16 protein-coding genes are annotated in these 16,039 nt (G+C 40.8%); 10 read left to right on the top strand and 6 right to left on the bottom strand.

Features of this window, described 5'->3' with window-relative positions:
* Positions 1 to 60: 60 nt before the first annotated feature.
* Complete coding sequence (locus B6K83_RS10200; protein ID WP_085284819.1) at positions 61 to 609, top strand: NAD(P)H nitroreductase; 549 nt, start codon at positions 61 to 63, stop codon at positions 607 to 609.
* Between the two features lie 59 nt (positions 610 to 668).
* On the opposite strand, the gene asnS is transcribed toward B6K83_RS10200, so the two are convergent.
* On the bottom strand, positions 669 to 2,069 hold the full coding sequence (gene asnS, locus B6K83_RS10195; protein ID WP_085284818.1) for an asparagine--tRNA ligase: 1,401 nt from the start codon (positions 2,067 to 2,069) through the stop codon (positions 669 to 671).
* A gap of 160 nt (positions 2,070 to 2,229) precedes the next feature.
* On the opposite strand from asnS, the gene B6K83_RS10190 reads away from it, so the two are divergent.
* The gene (locus B6K83_RS10190; protein WP_085284817.1) at positions 2,230 to 2,607 is read left to right on the top strand and encodes a hypothetical protein; all 378 of its coding nucleotides are present in this window, start codon (positions 2,230 to 2,232) and stop codon (positions 2,605 to 2,607) included.
* Positions 2,608 to 2,631: 24 nt separating this feature from the next.
* Here B6K83_RS10190 and bioA read toward each other — a convergent pair whose 3' ends face one another.
* The gene (bioA, locus tag B6K83_RS10185; protein ID WP_085284839.1) at positions 2,632 to 3,930 is read right to left on the bottom strand and encodes an adenosylmethionine--8-amino-7-oxononanoate transaminase; all 1,299 of its coding nucleotides are present in this window, start codon (positions 3,928 to 3,930) and stop codon (positions 2,632 to 2,634) included.
* Positions 3,931 to 4,152: 222 nt separating this feature from the next.
* Here bioA and bioB point away from each other — a divergent pair, with 222 nt between their 5' ends.
* The 4 genes from bioB to bioD are packed head-to-tail and all read left to right on the top strand — an operon-like array spanning position 4,153 to position 7,823.
* Positions 4,153 to 5,133, top strand: a complete 981-nt coding sequence (gene bioB, locus B6K83_RS10180) for a biotin synthase BioB (protein ID WP_408607207.1) — start codon at positions 4,153 to 4,155, stop codon at positions 5,131 to 5,133.
* 5 nt (positions 5,134 to 5,138) lie between these two features.
* Complete coding sequence (locus B6K83_RS10175) at positions 5,139 to 6,302, top strand: aminotransferase class I/II-fold pyridoxal phosphate-dependent enzyme (protein WP_085284815.1); 1,164 nt, start codon at positions 5,139 to 5,141, stop codon at positions 6,300 to 6,302.
* Positions 6,302 to 7,087 (top strand): malonyl-ACP O-methyltransferase BioC, encoded by a 786-nt coding sequence (gene bioC, locus B6K83_RS10170; protein WP_085284814.1) that lies wholly within the window; start codon positions 6,302 to 6,304, stop codon positions 7,085 to 7,087. Before B6K83_RS10175 ends, bioC begins: the two co-directional genes overlap by 1 nt.
* A gap of 58 nt (positions 7,088 to 7,145) precedes the next feature.
* The gene (gene bioD / locus B6K83_RS10165; protein ID WP_085284813.1) at positions 7,146 to 7,823 is read left to right on the top strand and encodes a dethiobiotin synthase; all 678 of its coding nucleotides are present in this window, start codon (positions 7,146 to 7,148) and stop codon (positions 7,821 to 7,823) included.
* A 21-nt stretch (positions 7,824 to 7,844) separates the two neighbouring features.
* Here the strand turns inward: bioD and pepE are convergent, their stop codons facing one another.
* The 4 genes from pepE to B6K83_RS10145 form a co-directional block, all read right to left on the bottom strand.
* Positions 7,845 to 8,570, bottom strand: coding sequence for a dipeptidase PepE (pepE, locus tag B6K83_RS10160; protein ID WP_092251315.1), 726 nt, complete (start codon positions 8,568 to 8,570; stop codon positions 7,845 to 7,847).
* Between the two features lie 127 nt (positions 8,571 to 8,697).
* The gene (locus B6K83_RS10155) at positions 8,698 to 9,102 is read right to left on the bottom strand and encodes a type II toxin-antitoxin system HicB family antitoxin (protein ID WP_085284812.1); all 405 of its coding nucleotides are present in this window, start codon (positions 9,100 to 9,102) and stop codon (positions 8,698 to 8,700) included.
* A gap of 625 nt (positions 9,103 to 9,727) precedes the next feature.
* Positions 9,728 to 10,501 (bottom strand): ferredoxin--NADP reductase, encoded by a 774-nt coding sequence (locus B6K83_RS10150; RefSeq protein ID WP_085284811.1) that lies wholly within the window; start codon positions 10,499 to 10,501, stop codon positions 9,728 to 9,730.
* A gap of 235 nt (positions 10,502 to 10,736) precedes the next feature.
* Positions 10,737 to 11,633, bottom strand: coding sequence for a hypothetical protein (locus tag B6K83_RS10145; RefSeq protein ID WP_085284810.1), 897 nt, complete (start codon positions 11,631 to 11,633; stop codon positions 10,737 to 10,739).
* A gap of 261 nt (positions 11,634 to 11,894) precedes the next feature.
* On the opposite strand from B6K83_RS10145, the gene B6K83_RS10140 reads away from it, so the two are divergent.
* The 4 genes from B6K83_RS10140 to B6K83_RS10125 all read left to right on the top strand — a co-directional run bounded on the left by B6K83_RS10140 (position 11,895) and on the right by B6K83_RS10125 (position 16,036).
* Positions 11,895 to 13,070: a tetratricopeptide repeat protein gene (locus tag B6K83_RS10140; RefSeq protein ID WP_158088338.1), complete on the top strand. Its 1,176-nt coding sequence runs from the start codon at positions 11,895 to 11,897 to the stop codon at positions 13,068 to 13,070.
* A 25-nt stretch (positions 13,071 to 13,095) separates the two neighbouring features.
* Positions 13,096 to 14,055 carry a M20/M25/M40 family metallo-hydrolase gene (locus B6K83_RS10135; RefSeq protein ID WP_085284808.1) on the top strand — a complete coding sequence of 320 codons (960 nt, stop codon included), beginning with the start codon at positions 13,096 to 13,098 and terminating at the stop codon, positions 14,053 to 14,055.
* A 60-nt stretch (positions 14,056 to 14,115) separates the two neighbouring features.
* Positions 14,116 to 14,673: a phosphoribosyltransferase gene (locus B6K83_RS10130; protein ID WP_085284807.1), complete on the top strand. Its 558-nt coding sequence runs from the start codon at positions 14,116 to 14,118 to the stop codon at positions 14,671 to 14,673.
* A 157-nt stretch (positions 14,674 to 14,830) separates the two neighbouring features.
* On the top strand, positions 14,831 to 16,036 hold the full coding sequence (locus tag B6K83_RS10125; RefSeq protein WP_085284806.1) for an alkaline phosphatase family protein: 1,206 nt from the start codon (positions 14,831 to 14,833) through the stop codon (positions 16,034 to 16,036).
* Positions 16,037 to 16,039: the final 3 nt, after the last annotated feature.

Raw genomic sequence — 16,039 nt, 5'->3', positions numbered from 1 at the left:
ATCAATATCAGTTACGCGTTACCAAATAGTAAAATAAACTTAAAAGGAATGAATGAATTTATGAACGTATTGGAGTTTTTACATAGCCGTCAGTCTAACCCGCACTTACAAGGTCAGGCCCCTAATGAGGAGAGCATCAATGCGATTCTCAAGGCGGGTATGCGTGCCCCAGATCATGGCGGTTTAACACCGTGGCGATTTACCGTGGTAAAAGGTGAGGGCTTAAATAAACTCAGTAAAGCGTTTAAGTCAGCTGCGATCAGTGATGGCAGTGACGAAATAAAAATAGCGAAAGCGGAAAGAATGCCGTTTCGTGCGCCATTAATTATAATTGTCAGCACTAAATTCCACCAACACATTAAGGTGCCTAAACAAGAGCAAGTAATTGCCGCAGGTTGTGCCACTCATGCCATGCAAATGGCGGCCACGAGTCTTGGCTTAGGTGCTATGTGGCGTACAGGCGAAATGAGCTACCATCCCTTAGTAAAAGAGCGCTTAGGTATCGAATTGCATGAAGAGATCGTGGGTTTTTTATATATCGGCGAAAAAGCGAAAGAGTTGCCATTAAAAGCCGATAAAAATTTGGCTGAATATGTCAGCTATTTGTAAGTTTGGTGAAATGTCTAAACAGAAAAAAACCCTCTAAAAGAGGGTTTTTTTCGTCTAACTTAAAACGAGGCGTTGTTTGGTGTTCTAGGGAAAGGTATTACGTCGCGGACGTTTTGCATGCCTGTTGCATACGCTACAAGGCGCTCAAATCCTAAACCAAAGCCTGAGTGAGGCACAGTGCCGTAGCGTCGTAAATCACGGTACCAGCTATAATCATCGGCATCTAAGTTCATTTCAGCTAGTCGCTTATCTAATATTTCTAAACGTTCTTCACGTTGACTACCACCAATAATCTCACCGATACCTGGCGCTAAAATGTCCATAGCGGCCACGGTTTTACCATCATCATTTAACCGCATATAAAATGATTTAATGTCTTTAGGGTAGTTTTGTAAAACAACTGGGCCGTTAAAGTGCTCTTCAGCTAAGTAACGCTCATGCTCTGAGTTTAAATCCACGCCCCAAGACACTTTGTTTTCAAACTTTTTACCACTGTTTTCTAGAATGGTAATGGCATCAGTATAATCTAAACGTACAAAATCATTATTGATCACAGATTTCAGACGCTCGATAACCGTTTTGTCGACACGTTGCTCAAAGAAAGCTAAATCATCTGGGCGCTCATCAAGTACGGCTTGTAAAACATATTTCAGCATTTCTTCTGCTAGATCAGCGGCATCGCTTAGATCGGCAAAGGCGATTTCTGGCTCAATCATCCAAAATTCCGCTAAGTGGCGTGAAGTATTTGAGTTCTCTGCACGAAAAGTCGGGCCAAAGGTATAGACTTTGGAAAGTGCACAACAATATGTCTCAACGTTTAGCTGACCAGAGACGGTTAAAAACGTTTCTTTGCCAAAAAAGTCTTGGTTGTAGTCAACTTTACCTTGTTCATTGCGTGGTAAGTTTTCCATATCTAGGGTACTAACACGGAACATTTCACCTGCACCTTCACAATCACTGCCGGTAATTAAAGGTGTTGCAATCCATAAATAGCCTTTGCTATGTAAAAAGCGATGTACGGCTTGTGCTAAGGTATTGCGTACACGCGTAACTGCGCCACCAATATTAGTTCGAGGACGTAAATGCGCTTGCTCACGCAAGTATTCAATACTATGACGCTTTGCGGCCATAGGGTATGTATCAGGATCTTCTACTAAACCTAATACTTCAACCTGTTCGGCTTGAACTTCAAACGATTGTCCTTTGCCAGGAGATTGCACCAAAGTGCCGGTGACTTTGACCGCAGCACCTGTGGTTAATTTTAATACGTCAGTCTGATAATTCGCTAAATTATTCGGCGCAATTGCTTGAATAGCATCAAAACATGAACCGTCATGTATGGCTAAAAATGAAATACCTGCTTTGGAATCGCGACGCGTGCGGATCCAACCATGGATAGTTATTGATTCATCTACAGGATATTTTCCTGCTAAGATATCAGTAATTGCAATGACTGACATTTAGAAACCTCTTTGCTGTCAAAAATGTTCTCAAATTTTAAGGAGTGTTATGTTACCTTGCTCGTTAGGTTTAACAAGTAAAAGTTACGCAATACAGGCTATATTGAAATAAAAAACAGCAAAAAAATGGCATGATTAACTGCAAAAGGTGGTACTAAGCATGAATAGTGTAAAAAAAGAACGAAGAAATGCTGCAGATATCTGGACCTACATCCTCAGAGTGTTAGCAATCGTTGGCTGGGGATTATTTATATTTGCTTTAATTGTGGCGTATTATGCGGCTCCTGAAACTGACTATGGCTTGCTACGTTATCACGGTATTGAGATCAGAAAGTTTTGGTTAACACCATTGACTGGCTATCTATACATAGTTTTATGGTTAAGCGCCCTTAGTAGTTATTTTTGTTTAATTTTGGATAAGTATCGTAGTCGCCGAAAAAGCGACGGCAAGCACTTTAATATTCTATTACTATTAGTGATCACCGTTGCTTGGGTAAGCTTTATTTTAGTACAAATTTCAGAAGCCAATGTTGGTTAAACACTGATAACAGAACGTAGCCCGTTATTGAAAACAAGCATCGTCGCTTAATACGGTTTTGATTGCCGCAGACAATTGCCTGAGCTGTTCAAGATCAGTAATAAATGGCGGCATTATGTAAATAAGCTTGCCAAATGGCCGTATCCAAACCCCTAATTCAACAAAGCGCTTTTGAATCGCGGCCATATCCACCGGCGTTTTACTTTCAACTACACCAATCGCCCCTAGCACGCGTACGTCAAAAACTCGGGTATGGCTTTTAAGAGGTAGTAGCATGTGTTTAAGCGCCTGCTCAATATCAGCGACTTGTTGTTGCCACTCATTGCGCATTAAGATGTTAAGGCTGGCATTTGCCACTGCACAAGCTAACGGATTTCCCATAAAAGTAGGGCCATGCATAAAGCAATTTGCTTCACCTCGACTAATGGTGTTTGCGACATCGTCAGTACACAAAGTGGCCGCTAATGTCATATAGCCACCGGTTAAGGTTTTGCCAAGACATATAATGTCGGGACTGATATCGGCCCATTCACAGGCAAACAGTTTACCCGTTCTGCCTAAACCCGTGGCAATTTCATCAGCAATCATAAGTACATCATATTGATCGCACAACGCACGGCAGGTTTTTAAGTAATTGGGGTGATAGATGCGCATACCACCGGCACCTTGAACAATAGGCTCTATGATAAAGGCTGCTATTTCATGATGATGTTTGGCAAACATGGCTGCTAACTGTGCGCAATCGTCTTGTTGCCAAGTTGCGCCAAACGCCGTTTTTGGCGCGGGTGCAAATAGATTTTTCATTAGCACAGGTTCAAAAAGTTGGTGCATACCATTGACGGGATCACACACCGACATGGCTGCAAAGGTATCGCCATGATAGCCGTTTTTAACGGTAAGTATTTTATGCTTTTCAGTATTATTTTTACTGTGCCAGTATTGGATAGCCATTTTTAACGCAACTTCAACGGCAACTGAGCCACTATCACTTAAAAAAACTTTATTTAACCCACAAGGTGTCATTGCCACTAACTTTTGCGCAAGCTCAACCGCGGGTTGATGCGTTAAACCACCAAACATAACGTGAGAAAATTTTTCACTTTGCTTAATTAAAGCGCGATTTAATTCGGGATGATTATAACCATGCAATACTGACCACCATGACGACATACCGTCGATCAGTTTTTCGCCACTACTGAGCGTTATGTGAACGCCTGCAGCGGAGTCAACTAAGTATGAAGGTAGCGGATTTGTCATTGAAGTATAGGGGTGCCAAACATGATTTTTATCATATTCGAGTATTTCTGTTTGATTTTTATTCATATGTAAAGTTTTCTTGGGTGAATTAGTTGACATCCAACGGCTCGCGCATAGACTACTCGTTAACATGACCAGATGCAATTTCAAAACGAGTGAATAACTATGAGCCAACAAACTACATCGGCACAACAAACTACGGCTAATAGCCTTGCCAGTTCAAGTCAACATCGGCTGGGTGAAGTTCGCCATAATTGGCAGGCGCATGAAGTAAAAGCGCTGTTTGATATGCCGTTTAATGACTTAATGTTTAAAGCGCAAACCATTCACCGTGCCAACTTTAACCCAAACGAAGTGCAAGTGAGCACTTTATTGTCAATTAAAACCGGTGCTTGCCCAGAAGATTGTAAATACTGCTCTCAAAGTTCGCGTTATAAAACGGATATTGATAAAGAACGCTTGATGGAAGTGGAAAAAGTGCTTACGGCAGCGAAAGCGGCGAAAGCACAAGGTTCAACCCGTTTTTGTATGGGCGCTGGCTGGCGCAACCCTAAAGCCAGAGATATGCCGTTGGTGGTTGAAATGGTGAAAGGCGTAAAAGCACTGGGTCTTGAAACCTGTATGACACTGGGCATGCTATCGGCAGAGCAAGCAGATGAACTCCAGGCTGCCGGCTTAGATTACTACAATCACAACCTTGATACCTCGCCGGAGCATTATAATCAAATTATCACCACCCGCACGTATCAAGATCGGTTAGATACATTATCTAACGTTCGCAGCTCAGGTATGAAAGTATGCAGTGGCGGTATCGTTGGGCTAGGGGAAGAAAGTAAAGATCGGGCATCACTGTTAGCGCAGTTAGCCAACCTATCACCACAACCTGAAAGTGTCCCAATTAACATGCTAGTGAAAATTGAGGGTACGCCATTATCAGACGTCGCTGACTTAGATCATTTTGAATTTATTCGCTGTATTGCGGTGGCTCGAATTATGATGCCAAAAAGTCACGTTCGGTTATCGGCTGGCCGCGATGCCATGAATGAGCAAATGCAAGCTATGTGCTTTTTAGCGGGCGCAAATTCAATTTTTTATGGCTGCAAATTATTAACAACCGGCAATCCAGAAGCAAATAAAGACATGCAGTTGTTTGAGCGCTTAGGTATTAATACTGAAACGGTCGCTAGTAACACAGAGAATGAGCAACAGTTACATACCGCCGTAAGCGAGCAACAACATAGCGATTTATTTTATAACGCTGCCAATTAATACCTATGGCGTTTGAGTACTTAAGCCAAGAGGTTGCACAGCAACAGCTGCGCAACCGTTATCGTGCACGCCAATGCGTTGCTGAACAAAGTGGTCGCTATGTTAGCGTTAATGAGCAACGTTATTTAAACTTTTCCTCGAATGATTATTTAGGTTTGAATCATCATTCGGCTATTGGGCAAGCGTTACTCGAAGGAGCACAACGTTTTGGCACTTGTGCGAGCGGTTCAAGCCTAATTACTGGTTATTCCTATGCACATCAAGCATTAGAAAATGATATTTGTGCTTGGCTTAATCAGCCGCGCTGTTTACTGTTTGCCAGTGGCTTCACCGCGAATATTGCCATAATGCATGCCTTAGGTCATAAAACCAGTCGACTTTATTTAGACAAATTAAGCCATGCCTCAATGATAGACGGTGCGATGAGCAGCGATGCAAGTGTTAAGCGCTTTTTGCATAATGATATTGCGCAACTCAAACATTTGATCAGCCAAGCACAACAAAGTAAACCAGCTAACAGTAATGAACTCAATCATGTTATAGCATCGGAAGGGGTGTTTAGCATGGATGGCGATCAAGCCGCGATTGCTGATCTAGCGCAAGTTGCCAAACAATGTCATGGGCTATTATATTTAGATGATGCGCACAGTATTGGTGTTGTAGGTGAATATGGCCAAGGCAGCTCTAGCCTAGCTGAACTCGATGTAGTGATGGCAACCTTTGGTAAAAGTTTGGCAACCAGTGGTGCTTTTGTCGCGTGCAGTCAAACGTTGGCAGAGTATTTAATCAACTTTTCTCGGCATTACATTTATTCTACCGCGATATCGCCAGCGCTTGCTTGGGCAACACGAGCCAGTATTAAAATTGCCCAAACCGAGCATTGGCGGCGTGAGAAAATTAACGAATTAAGTAATATTCTGGCGTCAAAATTAACCGATAAAGTTAAGTTACTTGATACTACTTCATCAATTCACGCCATAGTGATAGGTGATGAGTCAACGGCATTACAGGTAGCTGAGAAACTACGAGCAAAGGGGATTTGGTTGACAGCCATTCGCCCGCCAACGGTTCCAAAAAACAGTTCGCGGTTACGCGTTACCGTAACCGCCAGTCATGAAGTTAAAGATATCAATTACTTAGCAAATTGTATCAACGAGGTTATAGCATAATGCCCCAAGGCACTAATCGTTACAAAATAGCAAAATCTTTTGGCTCAGCTAGTACATCTTATGATGTTTCGGCACGTTTACAGCGTTATTGCGGCAAGCATTTAATGCCTTGGCTACCCAATAGAAATGATTTAACGGTTTTAGATTTAGGCTCAGGGACAGGTTTTTTTACCGATTTATTAGCCGCTCGTTATCAACAAGTCATTGGTCTTGATATTTCGAAAGACATGCTTAATTTTGCCCAACAAAGTCGCCAGAGCAACATTGCTTGGCTGGCAGGCGATGCTTATAAAGTACCGCTGCAAAGTCGAACGGTTGATTTTGTTTATTCAAATTTAATGATCCAGTGGTGCGAGCCATTAGAGCCGGTGTTAAATGAATTGATGCGAGTATTAAAGCCAGGTGGGCTTTTTATTTTTTCAACCTTGGTTGACGGCACTTTATTTGAACTAAAATCGGCTTGGGCACAAGTCGATGATGATCAGCATGTTATTGATTTTAAGCCCGAGCAAGAGATCACGGCCTTACTCGATGCAACAGATCGCAAGTTACTGAATGTAAAGCAACAAGATATTGTTTTAGAGTATGAAAACGTTTTGCACCTTGCGCACGAGTTAAAGGGCCTTGGCGCTAATCATGTACCAAAAAAGCAAGCTAAAGGGCTTGCGGGTAAAGACAAGTGGCAAAAAATGACGCAAAGCTACCAAGACTTTATCGACCCAGGTGGTATTTATCCTGCGACCTATAAAGTGCTCTCTGGGTTAGTGGTTAAATTAGCAAGTTAAATAGCGTATGAATTGCAATGCGTATAAAAATCTCAATAACGAAAAAGAATGAAGGCTGATGTTAAAACTTTTTATTACCGCAACTGATACCGATGCAGGTAAAACGTATGTGGCACAAGCACTGGTAAAGGCGTTAGTCGCCAAAAACAAAAAAGTCGCGGTTTATAAACCTATTTCTGCGGGCTGTGAGCGTATAAATGATCGCCTAGTTAATGAAGATGCCTTACAACTGCAAGCGCAAGCAAACTGTCAGCAATCAATTGCAAACATTAACCCGATCGCGTTTGCAGAGCCTATCGCACCGCATATTGCCGCCTTAACTCTGCAACAAACTATCACTATTGCTGATATCGAGCGTGGCTATAATGAGGTACTTGCGTTACAGGCTGACGTGGTGATTTGCGAAGGTGCTGGCGGCTGGCGCTTGCCCTTGGGTCAAGGTAAATTCCTTTCTGAGTTTGTACAGGCTAGTGCCCAACAGGTCATTTTGGTGGTGAATATGAAACTTGGCTGCTTAAATCATGCCGTATTAACTTATCAAGCGATTATTGCTGATGGCCTAGACTGCCTTGGTTGGGTCGCTAACTGCCCTGAAAATATGCCTTATCTTGCGGAAAATATTGCAGAGCTAGAACGTCTGTTACCGATAACAAAATTAGCAGAAATGCCGATGACAAACGATATCAGCAAAGCAGCAGCGCAACTTGATATTGCCAAGATAACTGCGCTACTGTAATGGCCAATAAAGGTTAGTATTTTATAATAAGTGATCTAACTTTTCATTGGTGGTGAATTTTAATTTATCCCCGGCTTTAAATAAGTAGCCATAAGCCTGATCAGCGCTGCTCGCGACTAATTTCAGACGATTTTCTTGAATATCTAAGCCTGTGCCTTCAACAATGGCAACAATAGGGGTAGTGGGGTTTAGCACCATAAACTCAGCCAAACGTTGTGCACGGGTTTCACCATTATGGCCCGGTGGCTGATAATCTGTGTAATGTGGATTTAATTGAAAATTAACCAGCTGTAACGCATCGAAACTAGGCGGCGCTATGATCGGCATGTCGTTTGTGGTGCGGATTGAAAGCCCCGCAATATTAGAGCCGGCGCTCCAGCCAATATAAGGCATACCTTGTGCCACCTTAGCTTGTATCGGCTCTATTAAGTTATATTGATATAACTGGTGCAACAAATGAAATGTATTGCCACCGCCAACCGCAATAGCTTGGGCTTGTTCAATTGCATTAACTTGGTTGTCGTATTTATGAATACCATGCACCTTAATTCCTAACTCAGTAAGCGCGCTTTGTACCATAGCGGTATATTGGTCATTATTTAAGGTTACACCGGCATAAGGTATAAAAAGCAATTCTTTTATGCCTTTAAGCTTTGCTTCTATCATGGCTAACGCGTGCTGCAAGTATGCTGTTTCGCCAACGCGAGAGCTACTCAGTAACAGTAGGTTTGCATTTTCTATGGTCAATTTTTTCACCTCTTTTGTTTCGTTTATGTCAGTAACTTTACCAGATCTAGCTTCATAAGTTGATGTGTCTATGGTGGCTAATTGACAATAATGCGCAATTGCTGCCGTTAACAGGTTAACTCTTCTACTAACGTGCTAACTCGTTAACACATGCAGCGGCGATAAAGCCAGAGCGGGTTTTGTAATGTGACGATTTAGTTACCCGATCATCAATTTGCTTAATTAACAACTCGGGTAAGGTGACATTGATTTTATGGCTTTTACCTAAATAGGGAACAATATCAAAATCAAGTAAAGCCCAAATAGGCGCTATTGTCGTGGACAACTTCATATGCTCATCAATGGTTTTCGCTTTAGGTATGGGTTCACCATATTCAACCAAAATTTTTAAATGCGCACTCATGGCGTCATTTAACAACAAAAATCCTTCATCGATACTGGGTGCTTTTACCTGGCAACCAGGTAAATCAACCACGGATAGCAAGTAGCTATTTTCTTCATGAACTGGCAGTACTTGTACTGGATATTTCATAAATAACCTCATTTAAAAACTTGTAGCCACTATAACTCCGGCAACCCTAGAAGTAAATATCAAAATAACTCTAGGAGTTATGATGGTTTTATTTAAGGTAACTCTGATAACTCTTTCTAATTTCCTTTGGGTAACTCTAGTAACCCTAAGCTTTATTGGAGTGAATATTCACTTACTCAGGTAAGTAGTAGTAGCGCGAATTATATTTTCACTAAAGTGATAGCGCAGCTGTAGCAAGGCTTGATAGGTCAAAAAGTTAAATCGCCGTTAAGTAGAGTTATCAGGGGAGAAGTTTTCATGAAAAGTTAATGTGGGTTAATTGGCGAAGGCTGCAACTTTAACGTTAGCTTTTATGTTTGACGATAATACAAGCTTACTAAATACCGATACGTTAGCGTAAAAATAAGTTGCTATATCGCCTGGTCAATGCATGGCGCTAATGCGCCACAAATAAAAAATTTCGCATGGGTTTGATGTTATTTTGTATCTTGGTGGCGGGTATTTAAGCCAAGCTAAAGTATGAAAAATGCGTTGTGGGTATTAATTAATAACAGCAACTTAATACACGGGGCGCTAAAGTGTGAGACCCGTAAGAGCATAAAATACGCCTATTTGCGATAATGTTTTACCAGTAATTTTCAGAGCTAAAATGACCAGGTGATCGTCTTAAGTGTTTTTCAAAGCCTAATTTGCTCAGCACAGCTCGGGTGTCACGCACCATGTCAGGATTGCCACACAAATAGAAAAAGCTACTGGTTTTGCTGGCGTTTAAATTAACAGCTTGCATTAAGCGGCCGTCACTCAGTAAGTTTGGAATTCGATCTGAAATAATATCTGGGTGCTGTTCGCGTGATACAATGGGCAGATAGATAAGGTTACCACGGTATTCGTGCTGTAATTTGGCTATAAGCTCTTGATAGACTAGCTCTTGGCGTGTTCGAACTGCATGTACCAAAACAAGTTTGCTAAAACGCTGCTGACATTCTGGCTCAGCTAAAATTGATAGAAAAGGACCTATCGCTGTGCCCGTTGACAGCAACCAAAGATCAGAAACCCGTTCAGGTATTTCATTTAAGGTCATAAAACCACTGGCTGTTTCTCCAACATATATTTCATCGCCGAGTTGCAGTTTTGCCAGCCTTGGGCTTAGACCCCCATTGGGTACATCGATAATCAGAAATTCCATCACATCAGGGCCTAAGTCATGATTAGGAGAGTTAACAAATGAATAAGCGCGTCGCAGCCATTTGCCCGCTTGGTCTTTGAGTGCAAGTTTAGTAAATTGACCTGCTTGGTAGGGGGCAATATTAGCTTTGACTTGAATTGAAAACTCGTGCTCAGTCCATTGTTGATAGTGCGTTACTATACCCGGTGTAAAACCCTTTAAATCAGCAGTCATGGCAGTCTCCTATGCGAACGTTAATTACGCTTGCCAAGCATTGACAAAAAGTAATGCATTGACAATAAGATAAGCTTATCAAGGTTTAGTGTTAAAACAATACGATTGATGGTTAACTGTCATGCTGATCCTAGCAAATTGGCACGCGTTTATCATTAACCGTCACGCAACTTTTAGCCTAGCTTAAGTTTTTGCGCTCAACGCACTGCGCTATGAATGAAATGATGATTCGTGATTATAACTTGTGTTTTTTGATTTCATTTAGGTTAATTTTATAAGCGTTTCTACCTATGCCATGAAACTCCTCGTCGGTGAAGATAATGGTGTTTTCATCACGAAAGGTAATGGCTTCTTTTTGCGTTACTATGCCAAGGTCGATACGGTATTTATCGCCAGAAAAGAAATCATCACCGTGCCAGTTTTCAAATAACCATATACGTTGTGAATCAAGTAGCGCTAGTTTTTTCTTGCTTGGGCTTAATGCGGCAGACGTTATCCAGCAAAGTTTTACCGCAAGCGTGCAGGTTTTAAATTTACTAATCTTTTCAGCGTCATAATTAGCCGCATGATCGCCAATTTTATATAACGTGGTGATGCCGTTAAAAGGTACCGAACGATTTTTCGTGAACAAATATAAATGTTTTTTATAAAAGACAAATGCTTCAACATCAAACTCCATTTCATGTGCTTGTGGTGGAAAGCTAGTATGTTCAGGGTAGCGAAACTTAATGATTTCTGCTTCTGTAGTTTCACCTTTGATATCAATGGGGTTTTCTATTTTGTAGATGGTTAACCATTTGCGCAAGTTTTCATTATTCCCAAAATCGCCCAAAAAAAAATGACCAAAATCGTCTTGAGTCATATCTTCCCAGTCAATGTTTTTGGCATTACTTACTGTGATTGCTCGCTCAATCGCGCCTTGATTATTAATTTGGTATAACGTGGGCTGGTCGCCACCGTCATTTATCGCCCAAAGTTTATTGTGCTTGTCAAATTCTATACCTGATATTTCTCTTAAATGCGCATCGATGGTGGTGGTTTTGTGTTGATATAATTGATGGCTAGTCGCTGCAATAATAGCACTAACGGCAATGGCACTTCCGGTTACAAATCCAGCGAGCGTTTTTTTCATAAACTTAAAACCTAAAAAATATCTATATGACGATCAGCAGAGCATGGCAGCTTGCACTTTGCATCTTACGAGCGCAACCCCTTAGTGTAAATTTTGTCGCAGCATAACAAGTGCAAGCATAAAATAGTGTTTTAATTTGTAGCAAAATCAAAGCTAATGATTAAATTGTAATTTTTTATTAACAGCTCGTGATTGGTAGCGGTGAATGAGCAAATGTTTTCTATGCTTAATATAGGCGTGTTCGGTTGTCTTGGAGTGCATATGAAAAGTTTTACTGGTCAATTATCGATGCTAATGCTGCTTGCGTTGGTTATGTCCTGTCAGAGTAATAACTTGACTAAAACACAAGCTGCAAACGTTAGTCAGCAAGGTATCTATCTGGATAAAAGCTTTCAAGGCTATCAACATGTGACAATCGAAAGTGAAGCAGAGATATTCGCTTTGACAGCAGAAATGAAAGAAATGGCGCGCAGTATTACCATAGAGCGCGATGCGCGTAAAAAAGCTAAAAAGTTATTAGCGAATTTTTTTGATCCCAACAATATCAATTTAGCCTACAAGGCGGGGGCGAATGTTGTCGCTGCGCAAGCATTTAGAAATAGAGAAGCTAACTGTCTTTCGTTAACCATATTAGCGTATGCCATTGCTAAAGAAGCGGACTTAGATGTAGCTTTTCAACGTGTCGATGTTCCGGAGTATTGGGTGCGCAATGGTGACGTCAATATGTTAACAGGCCATATCAACTTAAAAGTCATCGAGCCCAAAACTGCACAAACCTTATTATTTTTCGAACCTGCGAGCATAGAAATTGATTTTGACCCTTTTGTGGTAAAACGATCCTTTCCTAAACAGCGAATAAGTAAAAATACAGTGCTTGCGATGTTTTACAATAACAAAGGCGCTAATGCGTTAATTAATGGTGACGCAACCACTGCCTATGCCTACTTTAAAGCAGCCACGCAAGTTGCACCGACATTTTCTTCAGCATGGGGAAATTTAGGCATCCTGTATCGTAGTCGGGGTTATCTTGCAGAAGCAATGAAGAGTTATCGCTATGCAATCAATATTAATCCTAATAATTTAACAGCAATGGAGAACTTAAGTTTATTGCTGCATAAAAGCGGTGATTTTGAGGCCGCGAAGCAACTCGATGCCTACATTATGAGACAACGTGCTGATAACCCCTATTATTACGCGTTACTTGCCGATGAAAAGTATCATCACGGCGACTATCAACAGGCAATTCGCCATTTTAGAAAAGCCATTAAACTCAACCAGAATATTCATGAATTCTATTTTGGGCTAGCAAAAGTGTACTATATGTTAGCCGATCACACTAAAGCCGAGGTTTATTTAAAAAAAGCATTAGCAAAGAATCGATACGCACAGCAAGAGCGGCAATATCTTGCGAAATTAAATCTGTTGAAAAAGATCTAACGCTATTCGTTTTGTTAATCGTGACATGGCAAAGTATTGGTTATGGGTGATCATTACCTTGTCTTCTTCTTGCAGTATCAAACCGCTTGATACTGTGCCGTCTGCGCCAACACCGTATAACGCATTACTGCAGCACTTGCATTATCTTTCGTCAGCCAATTTGCGTGGTCGGCAAGTGGGCACAACAGGTAATAAAAAAGCGCAAAACTATATTGTTCAACAACTTGTAACGGCAAATGTTGCACCGTTTGCTGGGAGTTATTTAGCGCCATTCTCCATTAAACGCGCTTTTAATACTACCCAAGCCAGCAATGTGATAGGGCTTATTCGCGGCCGTGAATTTGATGATAAATATATCGTACTTTCAGCGCATTTTGATCATATTGGCGCCCGAGGGAGCAAGATTTATTCTGGTGCGGATGATAACGCATCTGGCACCGCTGCATTACTTGAGTTTGCCAAGTGGTTACAACGCGAGCCACTAAAACATAGTGTTATCTTACTTTTTACTGATGCTGAAGAAGTTAATTTAAATGGCGCAAAATTTTTTATAAAAGACAACACGCATTTAGTTAATAAAATAGTACTCAACATTAACCTAGATATGATAGCGGGCACTAAAGCGACTAAACGGCTACATTATGTAAGTCGTAAGCTCAAGCAAGTATTAAGCGATGAAACCATTAGCCGCTTACAGCAAACAACGTCTCCTATTAAAATAGTCAAAGGTTTTAAATCCAAAGGGCGCAGGCTAAGCCAAGTAACATCTTGGCAAATGGCAAGCGATCATGGCGCATTTTATCAACAAGGCATTCCATTTATTTACTATGGTGTAGGACTACACCATCACTATCACCAACCCAGTGACAGCTACGAAAATATCAACCATGAATTTTTTACCTTAGCCAGCCATGTCATTTTAAAGCAAATACGTTTTATTGATGAAAATCTATATTTTAATGCCCAGCGCTACTCAGAAAGATAAAAATCACGTTATAATGCAGCACAATTACATAACATTTAATTTAATGAGGTAAACTCATCAATGGAAAAGCGATTTATAACAGCGCAAGAGTTACTAGAAGATTCGTTTCGCGTGGCGGCAAAGGTTTATGAAGACGGCTTTAGACCACAGTTTATTGTTGGCATTTGGCGTGGCGGCGCACCAATTGGTATTGCGGTACAAGAATTTTTTGATTTCAAAAAAGTAGAAACAGATCATATCGCGGTTAGAACTTCATCCTACTATGGCATTAATAAACAAAGTAAAGAAATCAAAGTACACGGTTTACATTATATAATCGAAAATGCGAATGCTGAAGACAGCTTGCTGATTGTTGATGATGTTTTTGATTCTGGTCGCAGTATTGATGCATTGATCAAGCAATTAAAGAAACTCACCCGAAATAATATGCCGAAAGATGTCAGAATTGCTTGCCCTTGGTACAAACCACAAAACTCAAAAGTTGACATAGTGCCAGACTATTACGTTCACGAGTCTAGCGAGTGGTTAGTCTTTCCACATGAGTTATCAGGGTTGTCAGCGGATGAAATTGCTCATGGTAAAAAAGATTTAACCAATATATTAAGTTTATTCAGTTAATCAAATAACATTTCATTGCCAACGTCGCTCATATTAAAGTGGCGTTGGTCATTTACGCAAACCGCTTTATCAAAGATCATAGAAATATTGACGACTAAATCATTTGTCTGACTAAAAGATATTTAATTTATCATGCTATTAGTGCTAAATTGTGGTCATGAAAATAAAAACGATAATCTTGATTTGCGGCATCTTGCCCATCGCGACTTGGGCAAAAACACCATTAATTCTTTTATCTATTGATGGTTTTGCTCAACACTACATTGAACGCTATCAACCGAAAACGATCTTGTCGCTAATAAAGCAGGGCACCAGCGCAAAAGCTTTATTGCCAGTTTACCCGAGCAAAACCTTTCCTAATCATGTCAGTATCATCACGGGTCGTTACCCGATTAATCATGGCATCTTACATAATGAATTTTATCATCGTGATTTAGGGAAAGTTTATCAAGTCGGGGCAGGTAAAGATGAGCCACATTGGCTTACCGCTGAGCCACTTTGGCATATAAATGAAGCACAAGGTAATATTTCAGCTGTATACTTTTGGCCGGAATCAGAAACGCCAGTCAATAATAAAATGCCTAGCTATTATTACCCTTATCAACACTTTACAGAGAACCAAGTTAGATTACAGCAGATTATCAACTGGTTACGCTTACCTGAGGACACACGACCAAATTTTATCAGTGCTTATTTTGCCTCAATTGACGACGCAGGTCATAGCTACGGCGAAGATTCAATACAGCTGCGTAATGCTATCAAGGAGTTTGATCAATTACTTGCTGATTTTATTCAGCTACTTCATCAAGAGTTTGCCAATCAAGTTAATCTTGTTATTGTTTCCGATCATGGCATGACTAAAATTAACCTAGAACATGTGATTAATTGGCGAGACCAGATACCCCAAGGGGTAACCGTGGTTAATGGCTCTACTCAGCTATACTTGTATAGCGAAGATAAAGCGCAATTACAGCAGAGCCTTGAGCAGTTCAAGCAAGGGCAATTCCAAGGACAAAATAAACGTTATAACGTTTATACCTTTCCAAACTACCCGGAGCATTGGCATTTAAATCAAGAGCATGCCGCAGTACCTGATGCGATTATTGATGCCTTGCCATCTTATATATTTAGCAAAGGTCAGGGGGCTGTTGACCCAGCAACCCATGGTTATGACCCGAGATTATCTGCAGCGCTTAATGCCATTTTTATTGCTGTTGGTCCAGCGTTTGCGCCAAATCAAGTGATTAATGCTTTTGAAAATATTCAAGTCTTGCCTATTCTCACCCGGGCACTAGGTTTAAAAGACCTAGACAATATAGACGGCAATTATAAAATTGCTGAACAAATTGTGAAGACAAATTAAATA

This window comes from Colwellia chukchiensis (assembly GCF_002104455.1).
GTDB lineage: Bacteria > Pseudomonadota > Gammaproteobacteria > Enterobacterales > Alteromonadaceae > Cognaticolwellia > Cognaticolwellia chukchiensis.
This window is presented reverse-complemented; position numbering and strand designations above follow the sequence as displayed.

Coding starts and splice junctions, on each gene's coding strand:
- B6K83_RS10200 (WP_085284819.1), top strand. CDS start 61: ATGAACGTATTGGAGTTTTTACATAGCCGTCAGTCTAACCCGCACTTA.
- asnS (WP_085284818.1), bottom strand. CDS start 2,069: ATGTCAGTCATTGCAATTACTGATATCTTAGCAGGAAAATATCCTGTA.
- B6K83_RS10190 (WP_085284817.1), top strand. CDS start 2,230: ATGAATAGTGTAAAAAAAGAACGAAGAAATGCTGCAGATATCTGGACC.
- bioA (WP_085284839.1), bottom strand. CDS start 3,930: ATGAATAAAAATCAAACAGAAATACTCGAATATGATAAAAATCATGTT.
- bioB (WP_408607207.1), top strand. CDS start 4,153: ATGCCGTTTAATGACTTAATGTTTAAAGCGCAAACCATTCACCGTGCC.
- B6K83_RS10175 (WP_085284815.1), top strand. CDS start 5,139: ATGGCGTTTGAGTACTTAAGCCAAGAGGTTGCACAGCAACAGCTGCGC.
- bioC (WP_085284814.1), top strand. CDS start 6,302: ATGCCCCAAGGCACTAATCGTTACAAAATAGCAAAATCTTTTGGCTCA.
- bioD (WP_085284813.1), top strand. CDS start 7,146: ATGTTAAAACTTTTTATTACCGCAACTGATACCGATGCAGGTAAAACG.
- B6K83_RS10155 (WP_085284812.1), bottom strand. CDS start 9,102: ATGAAATATCCAGTACAAGTACTGCCAGTTCATGAAGAAAATAGCTAC.
- B6K83_RS10150 (WP_085284811.1), bottom strand. CDS start 10,501: ATGACTGCTGATTTAAAGGGTTTTACACCGGGTATAGTAACGCACTAT.
- B6K83_RS10145 (WP_085284810.1), bottom strand. CDS start 11,633: ATGAAAAAAACGCTCGCTGGATTTGTAACCGGAAGTGCCATTGCCGTT.
- B6K83_RS10140 (WP_158088338.1), top strand. CDS start 11,895: ATGAAAAGTTTTACTGGTCAATTATCGATGCTAATGCTGCTTGCGTTG.
- B6K83_RS10135 (WP_085284808.1), top strand. CDS start 13,096: ATGGCAAAGTATTGGTTATGGGTGATCATTACCTTGTCTTCTTCTTGC.
- B6K83_RS10130 (WP_085284807.1), top strand. CDS start 14,116: ATGGAAAAGCGATTTATAACAGCGCAAGAGTTACTAGAAGATTCGTTT.
- B6K83_RS10125 (WP_085284806.1), top strand. CDS start 14,831: ATGAAAATAAAAACGATAATCTTGATTTGCGGCATCTTGCCCATCGCG.